At 74.1% G+C, this 21,043-nt stretch carries 21 protein-coding genes; 9 read left to right on the plus strand and 12 right to left on the minus strand.

Features of this window, described 5'->3' with window-relative positions:
• Positions 1 to 8 precede the first annotated feature (8 nt).
• On the minus strand, positions 9 to 662 hold the full coding sequence (locus O7628_RS30165; protein ID WP_278135778.1) for a TetR/AcrR family transcriptional regulator: 654 nt from the start codon (positions 660 to 662) through the stop codon (positions 9 to 11).
• 84 nt (positions 663 to 746) lie between these two features.
• Between O7628_RS30165 and O7628_RS30170 the strand changes: the two genes are divergently transcribed.
• Positions 747 to 1,718 carry a 2-dehydropantoate 2-reductase N-terminal domain-containing protein gene (locus O7628_RS30170; protein WP_278135779.1) on the plus strand — a complete coding sequence of 324 codons (972 nt, stop codon included), beginning with the start codon at positions 747 to 749 and terminating at the stop codon, positions 1,716 to 1,718.
• A 47-nt stretch (positions 1,719 to 1,765) separates the two neighbouring features.
• Here the strand turns inward: O7628_RS30170 and metH are convergent, their stop codons facing one another.
• Positions 1,766 to 5,281, minus strand: a complete 3,516-nt coding sequence (metH, locus tag O7628_RS30175; protein WP_278135780.1) for a methionine synthase — start codon at positions 5,279 to 5,281, stop codon at positions 1,766 to 1,768.
• 211 nt (positions 5,282 to 5,492) lie between these two features.
• Between metH and O7628_RS30180 the strand changes: the two genes are divergently transcribed.
• Positions 5,493 to 6,362 (plus strand): PAC2 family protein, encoded by an 870-nt coding sequence (locus tag O7628_RS30180; protein ID WP_043968784.1) that lies wholly within the window; start codon positions 5,493 to 5,495, stop codon positions 6,360 to 6,362.
• A gap of 138 nt (positions 6,363 to 6,500) precedes the next feature.
• On the plus strand, positions 6,501 to 7,292 hold the full coding sequence (locus tag O7628_RS30185) for a GntR family transcriptional regulator (protein ID WP_278135781.1): 792 nt from the start codon (positions 6,501 to 6,503) through the stop codon (positions 7,290 to 7,292).
• A 158-nt stretch (positions 7,293 to 7,450) separates the two neighbouring features.
• Here O7628_RS30185 and mshC read toward each other — a convergent pair whose 3' ends face one another.
• The 4 genes from mshC to O7628_RS30205 all read right to left on the minus strand — a co-directional run bounded on the left by mshC (position 7,451) and on the right by O7628_RS30205 (position 11,169).
• Positions 7,451 to 8,689 carry a cysteine--1-D-myo-inosityl 2-amino-2-deoxy-alpha-D-glucopyranoside ligase gene (gene mshC / locus O7628_RS30190; RefSeq protein WP_278135782.1) on the minus strand — a complete coding sequence of 413 codons (1,239 nt, stop codon included), beginning with the start codon at positions 8,687 to 8,689 and terminating at the stop codon, positions 7,451 to 7,453.
• 245 nt (positions 8,690 to 8,934) lie between these two features.
• The gene (locus O7628_RS30195; RefSeq protein ID WP_178065152.1) at positions 8,935 to 9,753 is read right to left on the minus strand and encodes an SCO1664 family protein; all 819 of its coding nucleotides are present in this window, start codon (positions 9,751 to 9,753) and stop codon (positions 8,935 to 8,937) included.
• Positions 9,750 to 10,334, minus strand: coding sequence for a DUF3090 domain-containing protein (locus tag O7628_RS30200; RefSeq protein ID WP_074477145.1), 585 nt, complete (start codon positions 10,332 to 10,334; stop codon positions 9,750 to 9,752). Before O7628_RS30200 ends, O7628_RS30195 begins: the two co-directional genes overlap by 4 nt.
• A 121-nt stretch (positions 10,335 to 10,455) precedes the next feature.
• Positions 10,456 to 11,169 carry a histidine phosphatase family protein gene (locus O7628_RS30205; RefSeq protein WP_278135783.1) on the minus strand — a complete coding sequence of 238 codons (714 nt, stop codon included), beginning with the start codon at positions 11,167 to 11,169 and terminating at the stop codon, positions 10,456 to 10,458.
• 712 nt (positions 11,170 to 11,881) lie between these two features.
• On the opposite strand from O7628_RS30205, the gene O7628_RS30210 reads away from it, so the two are divergent.
• Complete coding sequence (locus O7628_RS30210) at positions 11,882 to 12,490, plus strand: hypothetical protein (protein ID WP_278135784.1); 609 nt, start codon at positions 11,882 to 11,884, stop codon at positions 12,488 to 12,490.
• 141 nt (positions 12,491 to 12,631) lie between these two features.
• Here the strand turns inward: O7628_RS30210 and O7628_RS30215 are convergent, their stop codons facing one another.
• Entirely contained in the window at positions 12,632 to 13,468 is an 837-nt protein-coding gene (locus O7628_RS30215; protein WP_278135785.1) for an undecaprenyl-diphosphate phosphatase, read from the minus strand.
• A complete protein-coding gene (locus tag O7628_RS30220) occupies positions 13,465 to 14,517 on the minus strand; it encodes an LLM class F420-dependent oxidoreductase (RefSeq protein ID WP_074473410.1) in 1,053 nt (350 codons plus the stop codon). Before O7628_RS30220 ends, O7628_RS30215 begins: the two co-directional genes overlap by 4 nt.
• 181 nt (positions 14,518 to 14,698) lie before the next feature.
• On the opposite strand from O7628_RS30220, the gene O7628_RS30225 reads away from it, so the two are divergent.
• Together O7628_RS30225 and O7628_RS30230 are read left to right on the plus strand one after the other, a co-directional pair.
• Positions 14,699 to 15,670: an aldo/keto reductase gene (locus O7628_RS30225; RefSeq protein ID WP_043968769.1), complete on the plus strand. Its 972-nt coding sequence runs from the start codon at positions 14,699 to 14,701 to the stop codon at positions 15,668 to 15,670.
• 100 nt (positions 15,671 to 15,770) lie between these two features.
• Positions 15,771 to 15,962 (plus strand): DUF5703 family protein, encoded by a 192-nt coding sequence (locus O7628_RS30230; RefSeq protein ID WP_074473406.1) that lies wholly within the window; start codon positions 15,771 to 15,773, stop codon positions 15,960 to 15,962.
• 67 nt (positions 15,963 to 16,029) lie between these two features.
• Here the strand turns inward: O7628_RS30230 and O7628_RS30235 are convergent, their stop codons facing one another.
• Together O7628_RS30235 and O7628_RS30240 are read right to left on the minus strand one after the other, a co-directional pair.
• On the minus strand, positions 16,030 to 16,710 hold the full coding sequence (locus tag O7628_RS30235; RefSeq protein WP_278135786.1) for a hypothetical protein: 681 nt from the start codon (positions 16,708 to 16,710) through the stop codon (positions 16,030 to 16,032).
• Positions 16,711 to 16,770: 60 nt separating this feature from the next.
• A complete protein-coding gene (locus tag O7628_RS30240) occupies positions 16,771 to 18,099 on the minus strand; it encodes a M20/M25/M40 family metallo-hydrolase (protein WP_178065146.1) in 1,329 nt (442 codons plus the stop codon).
• Positions 18,100 to 18,340: 241 nt separating this feature from the next.
• On the opposite strand from O7628_RS30240, the gene O7628_RS30245 reads away from it, so the two are divergent.
• From O7628_RS30245 to O7628_RS30255, 3 genes are all read left to right on the plus strand, one after another.
• Positions 18,341 to 18,955 carry a hemerythrin domain-containing protein gene (locus O7628_RS30245; protein ID WP_278135787.1) on the plus strand — a complete coding sequence of 205 codons (615 nt, stop codon included), beginning with the start codon at positions 18,341 to 18,343 and terminating at the stop codon, positions 18,953 to 18,955.
• 123 nt (positions 18,956 to 19,078) lie between these two features.
• Entirely contained in the window at positions 19,079 to 20,092 is a 1,014-nt protein-coding gene (locus O7628_RS30250) for a LysR substrate-binding domain-containing protein (RefSeq protein ID WP_074473400.1), read from the plus strand.
• Between the two features lie 19 nt (positions 20,093 to 20,111).
• Positions 20,112 to 20,348, plus strand: a complete 237-nt coding sequence (locus O7628_RS30255; RefSeq protein WP_074473398.1) for a hypothetical protein — start codon at positions 20,112 to 20,114, stop codon at positions 20,346 to 20,348.
• Positions 20,349 to 20,502: 154 nt separating this feature from the next.
• Here the strand turns inward: O7628_RS30255 and O7628_RS30260 are convergent, their stop codons facing one another.
• Positions 20,503 to 20,853: a DUF3140 domain-containing protein gene (locus O7628_RS30260; protein ID WP_074473396.1), complete on the minus strand. Its 351-nt coding sequence runs from the start codon at positions 20,851 to 20,853 to the stop codon at positions 20,503 to 20,505.
• Positions 20,853 to 21,026, minus strand: a complete 174-nt coding sequence (locus O7628_RS30265) for a hypothetical protein (protein ID WP_278135788.1) — start codon at positions 21,024 to 21,026, stop codon at positions 20,853 to 20,855. Before O7628_RS30265 ends, O7628_RS30260 begins: the two co-directional genes overlap by 1 nt.
• Positions 21,027 to 21,043 lie beyond the last annotated feature (17 nt).

Here is a 21,043-nt window from a genome sequence, read left to right on the forward strand (position 1 = left end):
GCCGCACGCTACCGGGCCGGCGTCGGCGGTCGCCAGGTCGGCGAGGTGCCGGTGTCCGGGCCCGCCGATACCGCGTTGTCGCCGGCCTGGCGCGGGCGTGCGGGGTGGCGGAGGCCGGCGAGGACGAGGGTGACGACCTGGTCCGCGTCGGCGCGGAAGTCCGGGTGGTCGTACGCCGCGCAGATGCCCTGGAGGGCGATCATGACGGCGCCGGCGCTCACGTCGGCGCGGATGGTTCCCGCCTCGACGGCGGAGGCTAGCAGGTCGGCGACGACCCCGTGCAGGGCCTGGGCGCCCTCGGCCATCGCCTCCGCGCGGGTGGCCATGAGGACCGCGAGGGTGCGGGCGAGGCCCTGGTGGGCGTGCAGGTGGGCGACGAGCCCGCGCAGGAAGGACTCCAGCGCCTCGTCGGCCGGGACGGTGGCGCGTAGGGTGCGGGCCCGGTCGCACAGGGCGGCGAGCTCCTCGCGGTAGACCGCCTCGGCGAGGGCTTCCCGGGTCGGGAAGTGGCGGTAGAGCGTGCCGGTGCCCACGCCGGCCAGCTTGGCGAAGTCGTCGAAGCGCAGGTCGAAGCCGTTGTCGGCGAAGAGTTCCCGCGCCTTGGCGAGCAGGGCGTCGCGGTTGCGGCGGGCGTCGGCGCGCAGCGGCTTGGCGTCGGTCACGTGCGGCCCCCGTTGACAAGTGGAGACGGTCTCCATATTTTGGAAGTGGAGATGGTCTCCAAATTGTAGCGTACGGAGTGACGCGTGAAGATCTTGATGTTCGGCCGGGGCGTCATCAGCGCCGTCTACGGGTGGGCCCTGGAACGGGCCGGGCACCAGGTCGAGTTCTACGTCCGGCCGGGGCGGGCGGCGGCGTACGGGAAGGCGATCGACCTTGATCTGCTCGACGCGCGACGCCTGCCGTGGGGCAAGCGGGTCACCGAGAAGTGGCCGGTGCGCTACCGCGAGTCCCTGGAGCCGGACCACGACTTCGACCTGATCGTGCTGAGCGTGCAGCACTACAACTTCGCGGAGGCCGCAGCCTTCCTCGGGCCACGCGTGGGCGGGGCCACGGTGCTCGTCTTCAACAACCTGTGGGTCGAGCCGCCGACCGCGATCGCGGCGCTCCCCGCGGAGCAGGTGGCCTGGGGCTTCCCCGGGGCCGGCGGCGGGTTCGGCGACGACGGGGTGCTGCGCGGAGCGCTGCTGCCCGTGGTCTTCCTCGGCACCCTCGGCCGACCGCCGACCGCGCGCGAGCAGGCCGTACGCGAACTGTTGCGCGGGGCGGGGCTCCGGATCAAGGAGAACCCCGACTTCCGGGGCTGGCTGGCGGTCCACTTCGTGCAGAACGCGGGCCTGCACACGCAGAGCCTGCGGCGCGGCTCGCTGTCCACGATGACGCGCCGCGACGTACGCGAGGCGATCCTCGCCATCCGCGAGCTGCTGCCGCTGGTCGAGGCGCGCGGCGTCGAGCTGCGGCGGCACCGGGCCGAGCTGCTGCCGTTCACCGCGCCCCTCTGGCTGGCCGCGCCGGCGCTCGCCTGGCTGCTCGCCTGGTTCCCACCGATGCGCCGGGTCACGTCGGCCCACGCCAACCCCGAGGAGCTGCGCGCCATCTGCCGCGACACGCTGGCCGAAGCGCGCAGGCTCGGGGTGCGGACGCCCCGGCTGGAGGCGGCCGAACCCTACTTCACCGACGGGACCCCGGCCGGGGTAGCCGGGACGGACGCGGGGTAGGAAGGCCCCGGCGGCGCAGGACACTCCGGCCGCGCCCCGCGACGCGATCACTTCGCGTTGAAGTAGTTCGCCTCCGGGTGGTGCACCACGATCGCGTCCGTCGCCTGCTCCGGCACGAGCTGGAACTCCTCCGACAACTCCACCCCGATCCGCTGGGCGCCCAGCAGGTCCACGATCTTCGCCCGGTCCTCCAGGTCCGGGCAGGCCGGGTAGCCGAACGCGTACCGGCAGCCCCGGTAGTCGGTGCGCAGCAGGCCCGCCAGGTCCGCCGGGTCGTCGTCGGCCACCGTACGGCCGCCCGGCAGCGTCAGCTCCGCGCGGATCCGCCGGTGCCAGTACTCCGCCAGGGCCTCGGTGAGCTGCACCGACAGGCCGTGCACCTCCAGGTAGTCCCGGTAGGAGTTGCCGGCGAACATCTTCGCCGTGTAGTCGCTGATCGGCTGCCCGACCGTCACCAACTGCAACGCCACCACGTCCGGGCCGTCGCCACGCGGCCGGAAGAAGTCGGCCAGGCACAACCGCCGCTCCTGCCGCTGCCGGGGAAACGAGAACCGGCCCCGCTCGGTGCGCCCGTCCTCGCCGAGCACCACCAGGTCGTTGCCCTCCGAGTACGCCGGGAAGTAGCCGTACACCACGGCCGCCTCCAGGACCTTGTCGGCGGTCAGCCGGTCCAGCCAGTAGCGCAGCCGGGGCCGCCCCTCGGTCTCCACCAACTCCTCGTACGACGGGCCCTTCCCGCCCCGCGCGCCCCGCAGCCCCCACTGCCCCAGGAACGTCGCCCGCTCGTCCAGCAACGCCGCATAGTCGGCCAGCGGCACGCCCCGCACCACCCGCGTGCCGAAGAACGGCGGCGTCGGCACCTCCACGTCGACCGCCACGTCGGAACGCACCGACGCGTCGTCCAACCCCGGCAGCGCGTCACCGACCATCGTCCGCTGCCGCTCCCGGCGCTGCCGCCGCGCCGCCAGAGCCGCCTCCCGCTGCGGGTCCACCACCGGCGCGCCACCCCGCTTGGCCGTCATCACCCGGTCCATCAGCGACAGCCCCTCGAAGGCGTCCCGGGCGTAGTGCACCTGCCCGGGGAACGCCGCCCGCAGGTCGTCCTCCACGTACGCCCGGGTCAGCGCCGCCCCGCCGAGCAGCACCGGCCAGCGCTGCGCCACCCCGCGCTCGGCCATCTCGGCCAGGTTCTCCTTCATGACCACCGTGCTCTTGACCAGCAGCCCCGACATGCCGATCGCGTCGGCCCGGTGCTGCTCGGCCGCGTCGAGGATCGCCGAGATCGGCTGCTTGATGCCGATGTTGACCACCTCGTAGCCGTTGTTGGACAGGATGATGTCGACCAGGTTCTTGCCGATGTCGTGCACGTCGCCCTTGACCGTGGCCAGCACGATCCGGCCCTTGCCGCCGTCGTCGGCCTTCTCCATGTGCGGCTCCAGGTAGGCCACCGCCGTCTTCATCACCTCGGCCGACTGGAGCACGAACGGAAGCTGCATCTGGCCCGAGCCGAACAGCTCCCCGACCACCCGCATACCGTCCAGCAACAGGTCATTGATGATCGACAGCGGTGACCGGCCCTCCGCCATCGCCGCGTCGAGGTCGGCCTCCAGGCCGCTGCGTTCGCCGTCGACGATCCGCCGCCGCAGCCGCTCGTCCAGCGGCAGCGCCGCCAACTCCTCCGCCCGGGTGGCCCGCGCCGACGAGGCGTCCACCCCCTCGAAGACCTCGATGAACCGCTGCACCGGGTCGTGGCCGGCGCGCCGCCGGTCGTACACCAGGTCCAGGGCGGCCTCGCGCTGCTCGTCGGGGATCTTCGACATCGGCAGGATCTTGCTGGCGTGCACGATCGCCGACGTCAGCCCCGCCCGCACGCACTCGTGCAGGAAGACCGAGTTGAGCACCTGCCGGGCCGCCGGGTTCAGCCCGAACGACACGTTCGACACGCCGAGGGTGAAGTTGACCCCCGGCCAGCGCCGCGCGATCTCCCGGATCGCCTCGATCGTCTCGACGCCGTCGCGGCGGGTCTCCTCCTGGCCGGTGGCGATCGGGAACGTCAACGCGTCGATCAGGATGTCGGACCGGCGCAGCCCCCACCGGCCGGTCAGGTCCTCGATCAGCCGCTGCGCGACCCGCACCTTCCACTCGGCCGTCCGGGCCTGCCCCTCCTCGTCGATGAGCAGCGCCACCACCGCCGCGCCGTGCTCGACGACCACCGGCATCACCCGGGCGTAGCGGGAACCCGGCCCGTCGCCGTCCTCGAAGTTGACCGAGTTGACCACGCACCGCCCGCCGAGCATCTCCAGCCCGGTCTCGATCACCGCCGGCTCGGTCGAGTCCAGCATGACCGGCAGCGTGGACGCGGTGGCGAACCGCCCCGCCAGCTCCCGCATGTCCCGGGTGCCGTCGCGGCCCACGTAGTCCACGCACAGGTCCAGCAGGTGCGAGCCGTCCCGGGCCTGGCTGCGGGCGATCTCCACGCACGCCTGCCAGTCGCCGGCCAGCATCGCCTCCCGGAACGCCCTCGACCCGTTGGCGTTGGTCCGCTCCCCCACCATCAGCACGCTGGCGTCCTGCGCGAACGGCACGTGGTGGTAGATCGAGGACACCCCGGCCTCGGGGCGCGGCTCGCGGACGCCCGGCCGCGCCCCGCGCAGCCGCTCGGCGACCACCCGGATGTGCTCCGGCGTCGTCCCGCAGCACCCGCCGACCAGCGACACCCCGTACTCGGCGACGAACCGCTCCAGCGCGTCGGCCAGCTCCACCGGGGTCAGCGGGTAGACCGCGCCGTCGGCGGTGAGCTGCGGCAGGCCGGCGTTCGGCATCACCGACAGCGGCACCCGGGCGTGCCGGGACAGGTAGCGCAGGTGCTCGGTCATCTCCGCCGGGCCCGTCGCGCAGTTCAGCCCGATCAGGTCGATGCCCAGCGGCTCCAGGGCGGTCAGCGCCGCGCCGATCTCGCTGCCCAGCAGCATCGTGCCGGTGGTCTCCACGGTCACGTGGCAGATCAGCGGCACGCGCCGCCCGGCCTCGGCCATCGCCCGCCGGGACCCGACGACGGCCGCCTTCACCTGGAGCAGGTCCTGGCAGGTCTCGACGATCAACGCGTCCACGCCACCGGCGAGCAGGCCCGCCGCGTTCTGCTGGTACGCGTCGCGCAGCGTCGCGTACGCGGCGTGCCCGAGGGTGGGCAGCTTCGTGCCGGGGCCGATCGCCCCGAGCACGAGCCGGGGCCGCCCGGCGACGCCCCACGCGTCAGCGGCCTCCCGGGCGATCCGCGCGCCGGCCTCGGACAGCTCCCCGATCCGGTGCTGGAGGCCGTACTCGCTCAGGTTGGCGAGGTTCGCGCCGAAGGTGTTGGTCTCGACGCAGTCCGCGCCCGCCGCGAGGTAGGCGTCGTGCACCCCACGGATCACGTCCGGGCGGGTGACGTTGAGGATCTCGTTGCAACCCTCGTGCCCCTCGAAGTCGTCCAGGGTCAGCTCGGCCGCCTGGAGCATCGTCCCCATCGCGCCGTCGGCGACGAGGACCCGCTCCGCCAGCACGTCCAGCAGCGAAGTCCGCACGCCACTCAGGGTAGTGCGCGGATCCGGGGGCGGGGGCGGGCCGCCGCGCACCGGGGCCCACGGGCCGGACCGGCGCGGCCGACGGGCCGCATCCGGCCCCGACACGTAGGCTGACGGACGTGAAGGACATCAGGGACGTCACCGGGCCCGGCAGGCGGACGACCGGGCCGCAGCCCGGGACCGCCCGCCGACGACAGGGTGAGGTGACGGCATGACCGAGTTCGACGGACTGCCGGTGCTGCGGTCCCCCGTGGCCATCGCCGCTTTCGAGGGCTGGAACGACGCCGCGGACGCCTCCACCGCGGCGGTCGAGCACCTGGAACAGGTCTGGCAGGCGCGGCAGGTCACCGAGCTGGACCCGGAGGACTTCTACGACTTCCAGGTCAGCCGGCCGACGATTACGATGGCCGACGGCGAGACCCGCCGGGTCGAGTGGCCCACCACCCGGTTCATGGTGGCCAGCCCGGAGGGCACCGAGCGGGACGTGGTGCTGATCCGGGGCATCGAGCCGAGCATGCGCTGGCGCACGTTCTGCGAACAGGTGCTGGAGATCTGCCACAGCCTGGAGGTCGAACGGGTAGTGCTGCTCGGCGCGCTGCTGGCCGACGTGCCGTACACCCGGCCCCTGCCGATCAGCGGCAGCGCCTCCGACGCGGAGGCCGCCCGCCGCTACCAGCTCACCCCCACCCGCTACGACGGCCCCACCGGCATCGTCGGGGTGCTGCACGACGCCTGCACCCGCGCCGAGGTCGACGCCGTGTCGTTCTGGGTGCACGTGCCGCACTACGCGAACAACCCGCCGTGCCCCAAGGCCACCCTCGCGCTGCTGCACCGGGTCGAGGAGGTGCTCGACCTGCCGGTGCCGATGGCCGACCTGGCGGAGGAGGCGGCGGAGTGGGAACAGCGGGTGCGCGGGGCCGCCGAGCAGGACGCCGAGCTGGGGGAATACGTGCGCGAGCTGGAGGAACGCGTCGGCGACGCGGGCATCACCCCGCTGACCGGGGACGAGATCGCCCAGGAGTTCGAGAAGTACCTGCGCCGGCGCGGCGGTTCCGCCGGCCCGACGGCCGGCTCCTGGTAGCCGGGCTCCCCCGGCAGCACGCGCTCCTTCCGAAAGCCCCCGGACCGGTCCGGTCCGGGGGCTTTCGCGGGTTCGGGGTGGCGCGCTCATACCCCGTAGGGCATCCTAGGAACCTAGCTGTGATCTCCAGGAGGAGCCATGCAGATCAACCCGGGCGCCGCCGAGTTCCCGCACCGGCAGATCGCCGCGCAGCTCAAGGCCCAGGTGCGCCGCGGCGACTGGGGGCCGGGCGAGCGGCTGCCGTCCATTCCGGCCATCGCCGAGATGTTCGGCGTCGCCAAGCAGACCGTGCAGCGCGCCGTCGACCAGCTGCGGGTCGAGGGCATCCTGATCACCAAGCCCGGCTCCGGTACGTACGTCAGGGGCACCCGACGCCGGCTCAACCGCCTCTCCCGGGGCCGGTACGGCGGATTCCGCGGCTACCACACGGACCTGGCCGCCCGGTACCGTCAGCAGCTCGTCTCCGTCGGCCGCGCCCCCGCCCCGCCCGAGGTGGCCGACGCGTTCGGCGTCGCCGACGGCACCGAGCTGCTCTGCCGCCGCCACCTCGTCCGCACCGAGGACTCCCCCGTCGAGGTGGGCGCCTCCTGGTTCCTCCCGGCCGACACCGCCGGCACCACCCTGGAACGGGGAGAGGCGTTCGGCCGGCCCCTCTACCAGGAGGCGGAGGAGGCCACCGGCCGGCAGTACGTCACCGCCACCGACACCATCACCGCCCGCCAGCCCAGCCGCGAGGAGGCGGAGACCCTCCAGATCCGCCCCGACACCCCCGTGCTGCACCTGCTGCACGTCGCCTACGACGCCCGGCGCAAGCCCATCGAGGTCGCCCAGGCCACCTGGCCCGGCCCGATGACGACCCTCACCGAGGAATACAAGATCCCTGCTCCCGCCCCGGACCCCGACCCGGACCCGGGCCTAATCCTGGGCTGACCCCACCCCTCCCCACCCCGCCCCCTCCCCCTGCCCCCGCCCCAGCCCCCGGTGATCAAGAGGTTTGCGTCATCGTCGAGATCAACTTTGACGCTTTTCTCTTGATCACCGGGCGGGGTGGGGGGTGGGGTGGGGTGGGGTGGGGTGGGGTGGGGGTGTTAGAGGCGGATGCCGAGGAGGGCGTCGACGGTGGTGGCGAAGAGGGCCGGGGCGTCGGGGTCCGTGCCCGTGCCGGCGAGGGCACGCTCCGCCCAGTCGTCGGCGAGCGCGAGCGCGCCCGGGGTGTCCAGGTCGTCGCCGAGGCGCTCGCGTACCCCCGCCAGGAAGTCCTCGCCGGACGGCCCGGACGGCGCGGCGGCGGCCCGCCGCCAGCGGGCCAGGCGCTCCTGGGCGGCGGCGAGCAGCTCGTCGGTCCAGGCGCGGTCGGCGCGGTAGTGGCCGGCCATCAGCCCGAGCCGGACCGCCATCGGGTCCACCAGGTCGGCCCGCAGCCGGGAGACGAAGACCAGGTTGCCCTTGGACTTCGACATCTTCTCGCCGTTCAGGCCGATCATGCCGGCGTGCACGTAGTGGGTCGCGAACGGCGACCGGCCGGTGAGCCGCTCGGCGTGCGCGGCGGAACACTCGTGGTGCGGGAAGAGCAGGTCGTTGCCGCCGCCCTGCACGTCGATCGACTCGCCGAGCAGGTTCAGCGCGATCACCGCGCACTCGATGTGCCAGCCGGGCCGGCCCGGGCCGAGGTCGCCGCCGGGCCAGGACGGCTCGCCCTCGCGGGCACCCCGCCACAGCAGCGGGTCCAGGGGGTCGCGCTTGCCGGCCCGCTCCGGGTCACCCCCGCGCTCGGGGAAGATCTCCAGCATCTCGGCGCGGGACAGGTTGGACTCGTAGCCGAACTCCGGCGCGGCGGCGACGTCGAAGTAGACGTCCCCGGTGCCGTCGTCGAGCCGGTACGCGGCGCCGTCCTTGAGCAGGGTGAGGACCTTGTCGGCGATGTCGGGGATCGACTCGACCGCGCCGACGTAGTGCGCCGGCGGGATCATCCGCAACGCCTCCATGTCCTCGCGGAACAGCGCGGTCTCCCGCATCGCCAGGACCTTCCAGTCCTCGCCGTCGCGCTCGGCCCGCTCCAACAGCGGATCGTCGATGTCGGTGACGTTCTGCACGTAGCGCACCGTCAGGCCCGCGTCCAGCCACATCCGCTGCACCAGATCGAAAGTGATCATGGTGGCGGCGTGGCCGAGGTGCGTGGCATCGTACGGGGTGATGCCGCAGACGTACATGGTGGCCACGTCGCCGGGCCGACTGGGATGGGCACCGCGTCGCGCCGAGTCGAACAAAGTCAGCGGGCCGCCCCTGCCGGGCAGCCGTGGCACCTCATGTCCCGTCCAAGACTCCATGACCGTCAGCCTAGCCAGCCGCCCCGCGCGCCGGACCCGCCCCACGGGTGACCAACGCGACAACCGCTCACGTCCCTGGTGGGCGGCGCGAGACGAGCCACCGACGGCCGAGGGGCCCGGAGGCGGACCGTCGGCCCGCCCGGTCGGCCCACGGCGACTCGGCCGGCCAGGGGCCGACCCACGGCTGCCTCGGGCGGCCGGGCGTCGACCGAGGGCTACATCGGCGGCCGGGCGACGGCCGACGGCTACATCGGCGGCCAGGGCATCGCCGGCCAGTCCTGCGGCGGCTGGGGGAACCGGCCGCCGTCGCGCAACCGGCCCACCCGCGCCGTCAGCTCGGCGACCTCGCGGATCGTCAGGTGCTCGGCGAGCTCCTCACCCAGCTCCCCGCCGAGCCGGACCGCCAGGTCGGCGAGCATCTCCAGCGCGTCCGGCGGCAGCTCCCGGCCGGCCCAGCCCCAGAGCACGGTGCGCAGCTTGTCCTCCACGTGGAAGCTCACCCCGTGGTCGACGCCGTAGAGCCGGTCGTCCGCGCCGAGCAGCACGTGGCCGCCCTTGCGGTCCGCGTTGTTGATGACCGCGTCGAGCACCGCCAGCCGGGCCAGGCGCGGGTCGTCGGCGTGGGCCAGGGCGTACGCGGCGCCGTCGTCGTCCCGGGCCGCCGCGACCGGGAACCAGCGCGGCGGCACCGCCTCCGCCGGCACGAAGCCGACCAGCGGCTCGGCGTCGTCGGGCTCGTCGATCCACAGTTGACAGGAGCCCGGCCCGAACGGGCCGTCGCGCAGCACCGTCGGCGGGACCAGGTCCCAACCCGTGGCCCGGGAGACCAGGTACGCCGAGACCTCCCGGCCGGCGAGGGTGCCGTCCGGGAAGTCCCAGAGGGGACGCTCACCGCGCACCGGCTTGTAGACGCAGCGGGCACTCGCCCCGTCGAGCGTGAGCGCACCGAGCAGCGTCGCGTTCGACGCGTCGACCAGCCGGCCCTCGACGGTCAGCTCACCGTCACGGAGCAGCCGTAGCGTCGCCGCGTCGTCCTGTCGACGTTCGAGTTCCGACGAGGTCACCGGTGATAACCGTTGTGCCGCGGGCAGAGGTGCCCGGCGGGATCCAGCGGCTGGCCGCACAGCGGGCAGGGCGGACGGCCGGCGTTGACCACCCGGCGGGCCCGCTCGATGAACTCGCGGGTCGCCTCGGGGGTCAACCGGACCCGCAACCGGTCCAGGTCCTCGTCCGGCTCCTCGTCGTCGTCCTCGTCGTCGTCTTCGTCCTCGTCGCCGCCCAGCTCGACCTCGGCCTCCGCCTCACCGGCGGCGATCGCCTCGATCACGACGGTCGCGGTGTCGACGTCGAAGGCCAGCCCGAGGGTGCCCACGCGGAACTCCTCGTCGACCGGCGTGTCCAGTGGATCGTTGTCACCCACGGAGGCCACCGCCTCGGGCAGCTGCACGCCGAAACGGCGCTGCGCCTCGGTGAGCAGTTCCTCCAGCTTCTCGGCGAGCAACGACACCTGGACCTTCTCCAGCGCGACGCTGACCAGCCGGCCTCCGCCGCGGGCCTGCAGGAAGAACGTCCGCTCCCCGGGCGGCCCGACGGTCCCGGCGACGAACCGCTCCGGCGGCTCGAAGGCGTGCACCTGGTGGGTCATACCCACGACCCTATCCGGCGCGCCACAGCGTCGCGCACCCCACCGACCCGGAATCGCGCGCCCGCGCCGCGCCGGTCGCGCCACCCGGCCCGCCCGCCGGGGAGGACGCCCGTCGCCGGCCTCACCGCCCGGCCCCCGCTCCCCCGCCGACCGCGGCGTCCGACTCCGCCGGCCGCGCGGACCGCCGCCGTCGCTTGCGCGGCGGCGGCACCAGCCCGGCCAGGTCGCCGCCGGTATCGTTGAGCCGCAGCAGGAAGGGCCGCAGCGGCGTGTACCGGATAGCCGTGACCGACGCCGGGTCCGCGACGATGCGCTGAAAAAGATCCAGGTGTACGCCGAGCGCGTCCGCGACGATGGCCTTGATCACGTCGCCGTGGCTGCACGCCAACCAGACCGCCTCGGGGCCGTGCTCGGCGGTGATCCGGGCGTCCCAGGAGCGCACCGTGGCCACGGCGCGGGCCGCCATCGCCGCCATGGCCTCCCCGTCGGGGAAGACGGCGGCGCTCGGGTGCTGCTGGACCACCGGCCAGAGCGGCTCCTTGGCGAGCTTCTTGAGCGGCTGCCCCTCCCAACTGCCGTACCCGCACTCGATCAGCCCCTCGTCCACCGTCGGCGCGGCCTGCGGCAGAGCCAGTTCCAGGGTCTGCCGGCACCGGATCAGCGGGCTGGTCACCACCGCCGCGAGGGGCAGCCCACGCAGCCGCTCACCCGCCGCCGTCGCCTGGGCCCGGCCCGTGTCGTCCAACTCGACGGGCTGCCGCCCGGCCAGGCCGCCGTCGGCGTTCGCGGTGGTGCGGCCGTGCCGCAGGAGGAGAAGAGTCGCCACCCTGCCCACCCTAGGCGGCCGTACGGACCGGAACAGGGTGAGGGGTTGCTCGACACTCCATCTCGGGCAGGTGGCGGCATCCGCCCCCGGTTGATACCGCCACCTGCCCGACATCCCCTCACCCCTCCACCCGGATGGGCGGATTGTCCGACTCTGGCGGGACAGCTCAGCCCGGTCCGTCGGCGGGGCCGCGTTGATCGACTTCATGCCGGGCAGGTGGCGGTATCCCGGCCCGTTGATGCCCCCACCTGCCTGGCATCCCGTCACGCCCCCACCGGGTGGGCGGATTGTCCGACTCGGCGAGGCGGGGTGGGCGTGGGGCGTGGGTGCGGGGCGTGGTGCGGGGCGTGGGCGTCGAGGCCGGCACCCGGCCCGGGCGTGGGCCCAGGGGTGGGGTGGCCGGCGGCACCCGTGGGCCGGAATCTCGACGGGGTCGGGGTCGTTACACCTGACGCACGACCGCAGCAGCACCCACCAGACCCCCCGACCCAGCAGCCCCCCGCCCCCAGGGGTGGTGGCCGGTCGCCGGGAATGGGCGCGGGTCGCCGGTCGTTACACCCGGACCCGGCCCGCCACCACATGTGGCAGCCGGCCCGGTCCTGCCTCGTCTTTCCCCCCTTTGTTCGTTGTTCGGGCGCCTCGACGTGGTGCTCGCACACCCCCACACCACCCCCGTTCGGGGCGTGAGGGTGTGCCGACCCCCCGATTGGAGTCACCCCCCATGAACACGACCATCCTGCGCAAGAGCGTCCTGGGCATCGCCGGACTCGCCTTCGCCGGTGGCCTCGCCGCCGGCCCCCTCCACCACACCACCACCGACACCAGTGACGCGCGGCCCGTCGCCGCCGTCCAGGCCGACAAGGCCGACAAGACCGCTGGCGTGGACACCGGGAAGCTCATCCCCCACGGCGTGCAGGGCCCCCAGTCCCGCATCGACCTCGACCCGGAGCAGACCGCCAACGTCAACGCCATCATCGCCGCCACCAAGAAGGCCGGCCTCGACGAGCGCGCCGCGGTCATCTCCATCGGCACCGCCCTGCAGGAGTCGAAGCTGCAGAACCTGGGCCACCTCGGCGACCGCAACGACCACGACTCCCTCGGCCTGTTCCAACAGCGCCCCTCCAGCGGCTGGGGCACCCCCGAACAGATCACCGACCCCGAGTACGCGACGACAGCATTCCTCAAGGGCCTGCGACAGGTCGACGGCTGGCAGAACATGGCCCTGACCGACGCCGCCCAGACCGTCCAGGTCTCCGCCTACCCCGACGCCTACGCCCAGTGGGAACAGCAGGCCGCCGACCTCGTCACCCAACACTGGAACAACAGCTGACACCAGCACAACCAGCCACCGGCCGGGCCCCCGAACACCAGGGGCCCGGCCGGTGGCATCCCCGCCCCCAAAACAGCCAAGGAACGTTAAGAAGGGGCCCCTCCACTACAGAAAGCGTTAACAAGGGGCCCTTCCTTGCACTTAGGTGGCGGCGATCGTGCCCGTCATCAGGAGGGCGAGCACGAGGGTGCCGAGGGCGACCCGGTACAGCACGAAGACGTACAGGGTGTGGTGGGCGACGTAGCGCAGCAACCAGGCGATCGCCGCGTAGCCGATGACGAAGGCGATGAGCGTGGCCACCACCATCTGCGCCCCGCTCGGCGCGGACGTCCCCGGCGCGGACGGCTCGAAGACGTCGCCGACGCTGAAGATGCCGGACATCACGACCGCCGGGATGGCGAGCAGGAACGAGTACCGGGCCGCCGCCTCCCGGGTGAGGTTGAGCAGCAGCCCGGCGGTGAGCGTGCCGCCGGAGCGGGACACCCCAGGGATCAGCGCCATCGCCTGCGCGAAGCCCATCACGATGCCGTCGCGCATCCGGAAGTTCTCCAGGGTGCGGCTCTGCCGCCCCCAGTACTCGGCGAAGGCCAGCACGAACGCGAAGACGATCAGTGTGGTGGCGACCACCCACAGGTTGCGCCCGGCGGTGCGGATCTGGTCCTTGAACAGGAAGCCGAACAGCCCGATCGGGATCGAGCCGACGATGACGTACCAGCCCATCCGGTAGTCGAGGCTGGCACGCACCGAACGGTCCCAGAGCCCGACGACCCAGGTCCGGGTGATCCGCCAGATGTCCTTGGCGAAGTAGATCAGCACGGCCGCCTCGGTGCCGAGCTGCGTGACGGCGGTGAACGACGCGCCGGCGTCCCGGCCGAAGAAGATCGCCGAGGTGATCCGCAGGTGCCCCGACGAGCTGACCGGGAGGAACTCCGTGAGCCCCTGGACGACGCCCAGGACGATGGCCTCGATCCAGGTCACTCGCCGACCCCGGACATCTCGAGGGCCTCGGCGACCGTGCGCAGCGTCTGCACGCCGCTGTCGCGGTCGGCGACGAAGAGGGTCACCGACAGGGTGGTGACGCCGGCGGCGGCGTACTCGCGCAGCCGCTCGGCGATGCGCTCCCTGGGGCCGAGCAGCGAGGTGCGGTCGATGAACTCCATCGGCACGGCGGCCGCCGCGTCGCGCTGCCGCTTGGCCAGGTAGAGGTCCTGCACCTCGCGGGCGGCGTCGCCGTAGCCCATCCGGGTGGCGAGCTGGTTGTAGAAGTTCTGCTGCCGGCTGCCCATCCCGCCGACGTAGAGGGCCGCGTACCAGCGGACCAGCTCGGCGCAGGTGGCGACGTCGTCGCCGACGACCACCGGCACCGACGGCACGACGTCGAAGCCGGCCAGCTCCTTGCCGGCCTTGGCCCGCCCTGCGGCCACGGCGGCGAGCTGCTCGTCGGCGAACTCGGGGGCGTAGAAGACGGCCAGCCAGCCGTCGGCGATCTCGCCGGCCAGCTCCAGGTTCTTCGGGCCGACGGCGGCGAGGTAGATCGGGACCTGTTCGCGCGGCGGGTGGAAGCCCAGTCGCAGCGCCTTGCCGGGGCCGTCGGGCAGCGGCAGGGTGTAGAACTCGCCGTCGTACGCGACCTCCTTGCGGGCGACGGCGAGCTTGACGATGTCGACGTACTCGCGGGTGCGGGCGAGGGGCTTGGCGAAGCGCACCCCGTGCCAGCCCTCGGAGACCTGGGGGCCGGAGACGCCCAGGCCGAGCCGGAACCGGCCGCCGGAGAGGGCGTCGATGGTCGCCGCCGTCATGGCGGTCATGGCCGGGGTCCGGGCGGGGATCTGCATCACCGCGCTGCCGATGTCGATCCGTTCGGTCTGGCCGGCGATCCAGGCCAGCATGCTCGGCGAGTCGGAGCCGTACGCCTCCGCCGCCCACACCACCGAGTAGCCGAGCCGGTCGGCCTCCTGGGCGAGCGCCAGGTGGTCGGCGGGTGTGCTCCACGCCGTCTGGTATCCGAGACTGAGCCCGAGTCGCACTGGTCCTCCCCCATCGGCGCACCACAGGTCGCATCAGGTTACGCAATGCGGGCGGCCCGGCCGATCACCGGCTCACCCCGAACGCGCCGCGCGGCCGGGGGTGGGTGTCGCCCGGAGGGCGAGCAGGAACTTGACGGGAGCGAGGATATCCGTGGCGGCGGGTTCGAAATAAGGTTCACCCATGCAACAGCGACCGCTCGGCCGAAGCGGGCTGGCGGTTTCCCGGCTCGCGCTCGGCACCATGACCTGGGGCCGGGACACCGACGCCGACGACGCGGCCGCCCAGCTGAAGAGCTTTCTCGACGCGGGCGGCAACCTGGTGGACACCGCCGACGTGTACGGCGACGGTGACGCGGAGTCGGTCATCGGGTCGCTGCTGGGCAGCCTGGTCCCCCGCGACGAGCTGCTGATCGCGACGAAGGCGGGGCTGCGGCCGGGCAGCGGCCGACGCCGGGACGGCTCCCGGGGCCACCTGCTGCGGACCCTGGACGCCTCGCTGCGCCGGCTCGGCACGGACCACGTCGACCTGTGGCAGGTCCACGGGTACGACCCGGACACGCCCCTGGAGGAGACCCTCGCGGCGTTGGATCACGCGGTGGCCAGTGGCCGGGTCCGCTACGTCGGGGTGTCGAACTTCTCGGGCTGGCAGACGGCGCGGGCGGCGGCCTGGCAGGCGGCCTGGCCGGGGCGGGCCCCGGTGGTGGCCGCCCAGGTGGAGTATTCGCTGCTGGAGCGGGGCGTCGAGCGGGAGGTGCTGCCGGCGTGCGCGGCCCTGGGGCTGGGGGTGCTGCCCTGGTCGCCGCTGGGCCGGGGGGTGCTCACCGGCAAGTACCGGCACGGCCGGCCGGCGGACTCGCGGGCCGCGTCGCCGCACTTCGAGCCGTTCGTGGCGACGTACCTGGAGCCGCGCTGCTCCAGCATCGTGGAGGCGGTGGCCACGGCGGCCGGGGGGCTGGGCGTGTCGCCGCTGGAGGTGGCGCTCGCGTGGATCCGGGACCGGCCGGGCGTGACGGCGCCGATCCTGGGCGCGCGGACGGTCGGGCAGTTGCTGGGCGCGCTCCAGGTGGAGCGGATGACGCTGCCGGCGGAGATCATCGTCGCGCTCGACGACGTGTCGGCGGTGCCGGTGGGCTATCCCGAGCGGGACGGCTGAGCGGGCCCGGCCGGGCCCGGGGCGGGACGGGCCGGGCAGGGCTGGCGGGACGGGCCGGGCGGGGTGGCGGACGGCCGCCGGGCTGGGCAGCATGGAACGCATGGACTACGAATACGCGCCGCTGCGGCTGCCCTCGAACGTCGACCGGCTGACCGCCGCGGCGCAGTTGGCGATCCAGGCCGAGTTCTCCGGGTGGGAGCTGGCCCGGGTGCGGTTGTACCGGGACGGCACGCGGCAGGTGGTGCTGCGTCGCCGCGTGGTCAGCCAGCCGCAGCCCGGCCTGTCGTACTGACCCGGGGCGGGCCGCGCCCGCCGTCCCGGGGCGCGGCCGGCGGGCCGGGCCCCGGGACGAGCCCGGCCTAGTGGCGGTGCCCCGCGTGGTCGTGGCCCGTGTGGTCGTGCTCCTCGTCGGTCGGATCGAGGAACGGGTGCTCGTCGAGGCGGCCCACGAGGCGGTCGTCGGCGGCCGGCTGGAACGGGCCGACCGGGTCGTCGTCGTCGAAGGACTCCAGGTCGACGGGGGTGCCGACCTCGCTGACCATCACCACCCCGTCGAGCGGTTCCAGCTCCGGCACGTCCAGCGCGGACAGCGATCCGTCGCCGCTCTGGAGCAGCTCCAGCACCGCCTCGCCGACGCCCTCGACGGGGGCGGGCTCGTCCTCCTCGGGGGTGCCCTCGCGGCGGGCTGCCTCGGCGGCCCGGATCAGCGCGGCGACGCTGGGCACCCGGTAGTCGCGGCGCTGGCGCACCGAAATGACCCGGGGGTGCGGGTCGGTCGCCTCGACGCCCTCGGCCGCGCCGAAGCGCTCGTCGGCCTCGTCGGGGTCGATGGACTCGACGTCCCACGGCGTGACCTCGCCGAACGCGTCGAGCAGCTGCTCGTCGTAGGCGAACGAGGCGTTGTTCAGGGCGACGTACGCCTGCCAGACGTCGTCGTCGTCGATGCGGCCCTGTGCGGCGCGGACGGCGGCCAGGTGGTGGCGGGCGGCGTCGATCACCCGCTCCAGGGCGGCGTCCAGCTCACCGTGCTGGTCGGTCATGTGCGTTCCCTTCGCGATGGGGGACGATCCGTGCCGGGCGGGATGGGGCGGCGGACACGGTCAGCAATTCCGGAGGAAGCGGTCGAGAACCCGCACGCCGAACTGTAGTCCGTCCACCGGCACCCGCTCGTCGATGCCATGGAACAGGCCGGAGAAGTTGAGGTCGGGCGGCAGCCGCAGCGGGGCGAAGCCGAAGCAGCGGATGCCGAGCTGCGAGAACGCCTTGGCGTCGGTGCCGCCGGAGAGCATGTAGGGCACGGGCCGGGCGCCCGGGTCCTCCGCCCGCAGCGCCGCCGACATGGCCTCGACGAGGTCGCCGTCGAAGGTGGTCTCCAGGGCGGGCTGGCGGTGGATGTACTCGATGGCGATGTCGGGGCCGACCAGCTCGCGCAGTTGCTGTTCGAGGAGCTCGGACTGGCCGGGCAGGCTGCGGCAGTCGATGGTGGCGGTGGCCCGGCCGGGAATGACGTTGTCCTTGTAGCCGGCGGCGAGCCGGGTCGGGTTGGCGGTGTTGCGGATGGTCGCGCCGATGATGTTGGCGATGGGGCCGAGCTTGGCGATGGCCGCCTCCGGGTCCTCGGGGTCGAGTTCGACGCCGAGCAGGTCGGAGACCTCCTCCAGGAAGGCCCGCACGGTGTCGGTGACGACCACGGGGAAGCGGTGCCGGCCGATGCGGGCGACGGCCTCGGCGAGCGCGGTGACGGCGTTGTCGTCGTGCACCATCGAGCCGTGGCCGGGGCGGCCCTTGGCGTGCAGCCGCAGCCAGTCGATGCCCTTCTCGGCGGTCTCGATGAGGTAGAGCCGCTGCGACGCGTCGACGGTGTAGGAGAAGCCGCCGACCTCGCCGATGGCCTCGGTGCAGCCGTCGAAGGCGTCGCGGTGGTGCTGGACGAGGTGGTGCGCCCCGTAGTCGCTGCCGGCCTCCTCGTCGGCGGTGAACGCCAGGACGATGTCGCGGGCGGGCCGGACGCCGGTGCGTTGCCAGTTCCGCACCACGGCGAGCACCATGGCGTCGAAGTCCTTCATGTCGATCGCGCCCCGGCCCCACAGGTAGCCGTCGCGCAGCTCCCCGGAGAACGGGTGCACCGACCACTCGTCGGCGTCGGCGGGGACGACGTCGAGGTGGCCGTGGACGAGCAGCGCGTCCCGGCCGGGGTCGGCGCCGGGGATGCGGGCGACGAGGCTGGCCCGGCCGGGGGCGGACTCGTGGATGCGGGACTCGACGCCCACCTCGGCGAGCTTCTCCGCGACGTACTCCGCGGCGACGCGCTCGCCCGCGCTGGTGGCGTTGTCCCCGGTGTTGGTGGTGTCGATGCGCAGCAGGTCGCGGCAGAGGTCGACGACCTCGGCGGTGGGGTCGGGCGGGGCGGAGGCGGCGTCGCTCGTCATCGGTTCTTCATACCAGCCGGGTCGCACGGGCAGCGCGCCCGGCCGGGCGGCGCCCCGGCCGGGCCGTCCCACCGCCGGCCCGGCCGCCCTGACCCGCCGCCCGGAGCCCCGCGCCCGCCGCCCGCCGCGCGGGCGCGTCGTTTCGCCGGGACGTGGTCTGGGTACCGCCGCTGCCGTCCCGCACCGCTCACCGGGCCGCCTCCTTCCCGCAGCGCGCGCCCGCCCGCCCGAGGAGGGCACCATGACCGTTCCCCTGCCGCCGCTGCCGCCCGTGTCCGGGGAGGGCTACCGGCCCGGCGGCCCGAGCCTCGTCGACCTCGTCGACCGCGAGCACCGGGAGCTGCTCGACCTGGCCGACCGGGTCACCGGCCCGGACGCCGCGGCGCAGCCGCCCGGCACGGTGGTGGAGGTGCTGACCGCCGTGGTGTCGCGGCACCTGTCGGCGGAGGAGCAGTACCTCTTCCCCGCCGTCCGGGCGGCCGTGCCCGGGGCGGGCGCGGCGGTCGACCGGGAGGTCGGGGCGGCGGTCGAGTTGTCGGCAGCCCTCAAGGCGCTGACCGGGCCGGCGGATCCGGCGCTGGCCGACGTGGCCGACCGGTTGCGCCGGCACGTCGCCGCGACGGCGGCGCTGCTGGCGTCGCTGCGCGAGGTGGCCACCCCCGCCGAGCTGATCCGGCTGGGCAACCGGTGGGAGATCGCCGAAGAGGCCGCGCCGACCCGGCCGCATCCGGGGATGCCGGCGAGCCCGCCGTGGAACCGGATCGTCGAGCCGGCCGTGGGGGTGGTGGACAAGGTCCGCGACGCGGTGACGGGCCGGCCGACGCACGCGTCGGACCTGCTTCCACCCGGAGAATGACCGAATACCGGACGGTTACCACGGTGTCACCGACCGGATACCGGGCGGTCACCATCGGACATCGGTCAACTCCTATCCGCTAGGACCCTTCCATCGATCCTTCCGTGGTCATACCGTCACCGTATGAATCTGGAGCTGAGACACCTGCGGGTGGTCTGCGCCATCGCGGAGACAGGGAGCGTGACGAAGGCGGCGTCGACGCTCGGCCTGGCCCAACCTGCGCTGACCGCCCAGCTCCAACGCATCGAGCGGGCGCTCGGCGGGCCGCTGTTCGAGCGGGACCGGCGGGGCGCCCGGCCCACCGCGCTCGGCGAGCTGGTGCTGGCCCGGGCCCGGGTGCTGCTGCCGGCCATGCAGGGCCTCCAGGACGAGGCGGCCCGGCTGGCCGGCGCGGGCCCGTCCCCCGCCCGGTACCGCTTCGGCGGGGTGAACAGCCCCATCCTCGGCCGCCTGGTGCACCGGCTCGCCGCCGCGCACCCACAGGCCCAGATCACCACGTACGCCTCCTGGTCCGCCGACGAGCTGGCCCAGCTCGTCGGCGGCGGCCGGTTGGACTACGCGCTGGTCGGGGTCTGCGGCGACGCCGTCCCGCCGGCCGGGTACGGGCTGACCTGGCGGGAGGTGGCGCTGGAGCCGGTGCAGGTGCTGCTGCCCGAGCAGCACCCGCTGTCCGACCACGACGAGGTGCGGCTGGTGGACCTGCGCGCCGAGCAGTGGGTCGCCGCGCCGGGCGACGGCTGCTTCGGCGACTGCTTCGCCGCCGCCTGCGCCCGCGCCGGCTTCACCCCCCGCAAGGTGTACGAGGCCGACGTGCGCGGCTGCATCGACCTGGTGGAGGCCGGCGCGGCGGTGGCCCTGTGCCAGGCCACCTTCCGCCCGGTGCCCGGCCTGGTGACCCGCCGGCTGGCCGGTGCGCCGCTGCGCTGGCGGCTGCTGCTGGGCTGGCACCCGGAATCGGCAGGCGCGAGCTTCGCCGAGGAGGTGCTGGAGGCGGCGGTGGCCGTCTACGACGACTCGCTCGCCACGCACCCCGACTACCTGGCCTGGCTGCTGCGGCACCCCGACTTCGGGGTACGCCGGTCGGCCCCGGCCGGGCCGCTGACCGGGGACGCCGGTTCCGGGGTGCGAACCGCCTGACGGTGGGTATCACGGGCCCATGACCGATGCCCAGCCGACCGCCGACGACCGGGAGACCCTGCGCGGGGCGGCCGCCGCCCACAGCGCCGCCGCCCGGGACGTGGAGGCGTTCCTGCGCCGCCTGCCCGAGGTCCCCGGCCCCGCCGACGTGACCGAGTACGCCACCCTGCTCAGCCGGGAGGAGCGGGCGCGCGGGGAACGCCAGGCCGCCGCCGACGCCGTCGGCCTACAGATCGGCAGCCTGGAATCGGAGTGAGCCCGACCGGGCGAGGCAGCCCCGCCGCCGGTGCCGGCGGCGGGGCCTCGCCGGTCGGGCCCGTCGCGCGCGGGCACAGCGGGCCGCCCGCCAGGCCCCGCCGCCGGGCTCGGCGGCCGCCCGTCGCGCGGCCCGGCGGGCCGACGACGGGCGGTCAGCGTTCGACGAGGGCGTCGTGGCCCAGGTCCAGCAGGGCGCGCCGCCACTCGTCGTCGGCGACGCCGTCGGCCGGGCGGGCGGCGGTCAGCGACCGGATCCGGTCGACCGCCTCCCGCATCACCTCGATGTCGTCGCGGGTCAGGTCGACCTTGCGCTTGCGCAGCACGGCCAGGATCTGCCGGCCCGGCTCGGGCAGGTCGAGGTCGGGGCCCGCCCCGAACGACTCCGTGCCGGAGCCACGGGTCAGCAGCCAACTGCGCAGCTGCTCGGAGGTGACGTTCACCTCGGCGTGGAAGTCCTCCCAGAGCACTTCGACCTCGGGATCGAGTCGCGCCTCGCGTACCATCACGCCTCCTCTGCGGACGGCGGCCCGGACGGCTCCGGGTCGCCGGTGTGGGAACCCAGGCCCTCCGGCGGCACCCGCACCCGCGCGGGGTTGGCCGTCGGCGGCGCCTCGATCGGCTCGCTGCGGTCCGGGTCGGTCCCGGCCTCCTCGGCGGCTTCCTCGGGCTCGGTCATCTGCGGCCTCCGCCCCT

Origin of the sequence: Micromonospora sp. WMMD956 (genome assembly GCF_029626125.1) — a bacterium.
In the GTDB taxonomy this organism is placed as follows: domain Bacteria; phylum Actinomycetota; class Actinomycetes; order Mycobacteriales; family Micromonosporaceae; genus Micromonospora; species Micromonospora carbonacea.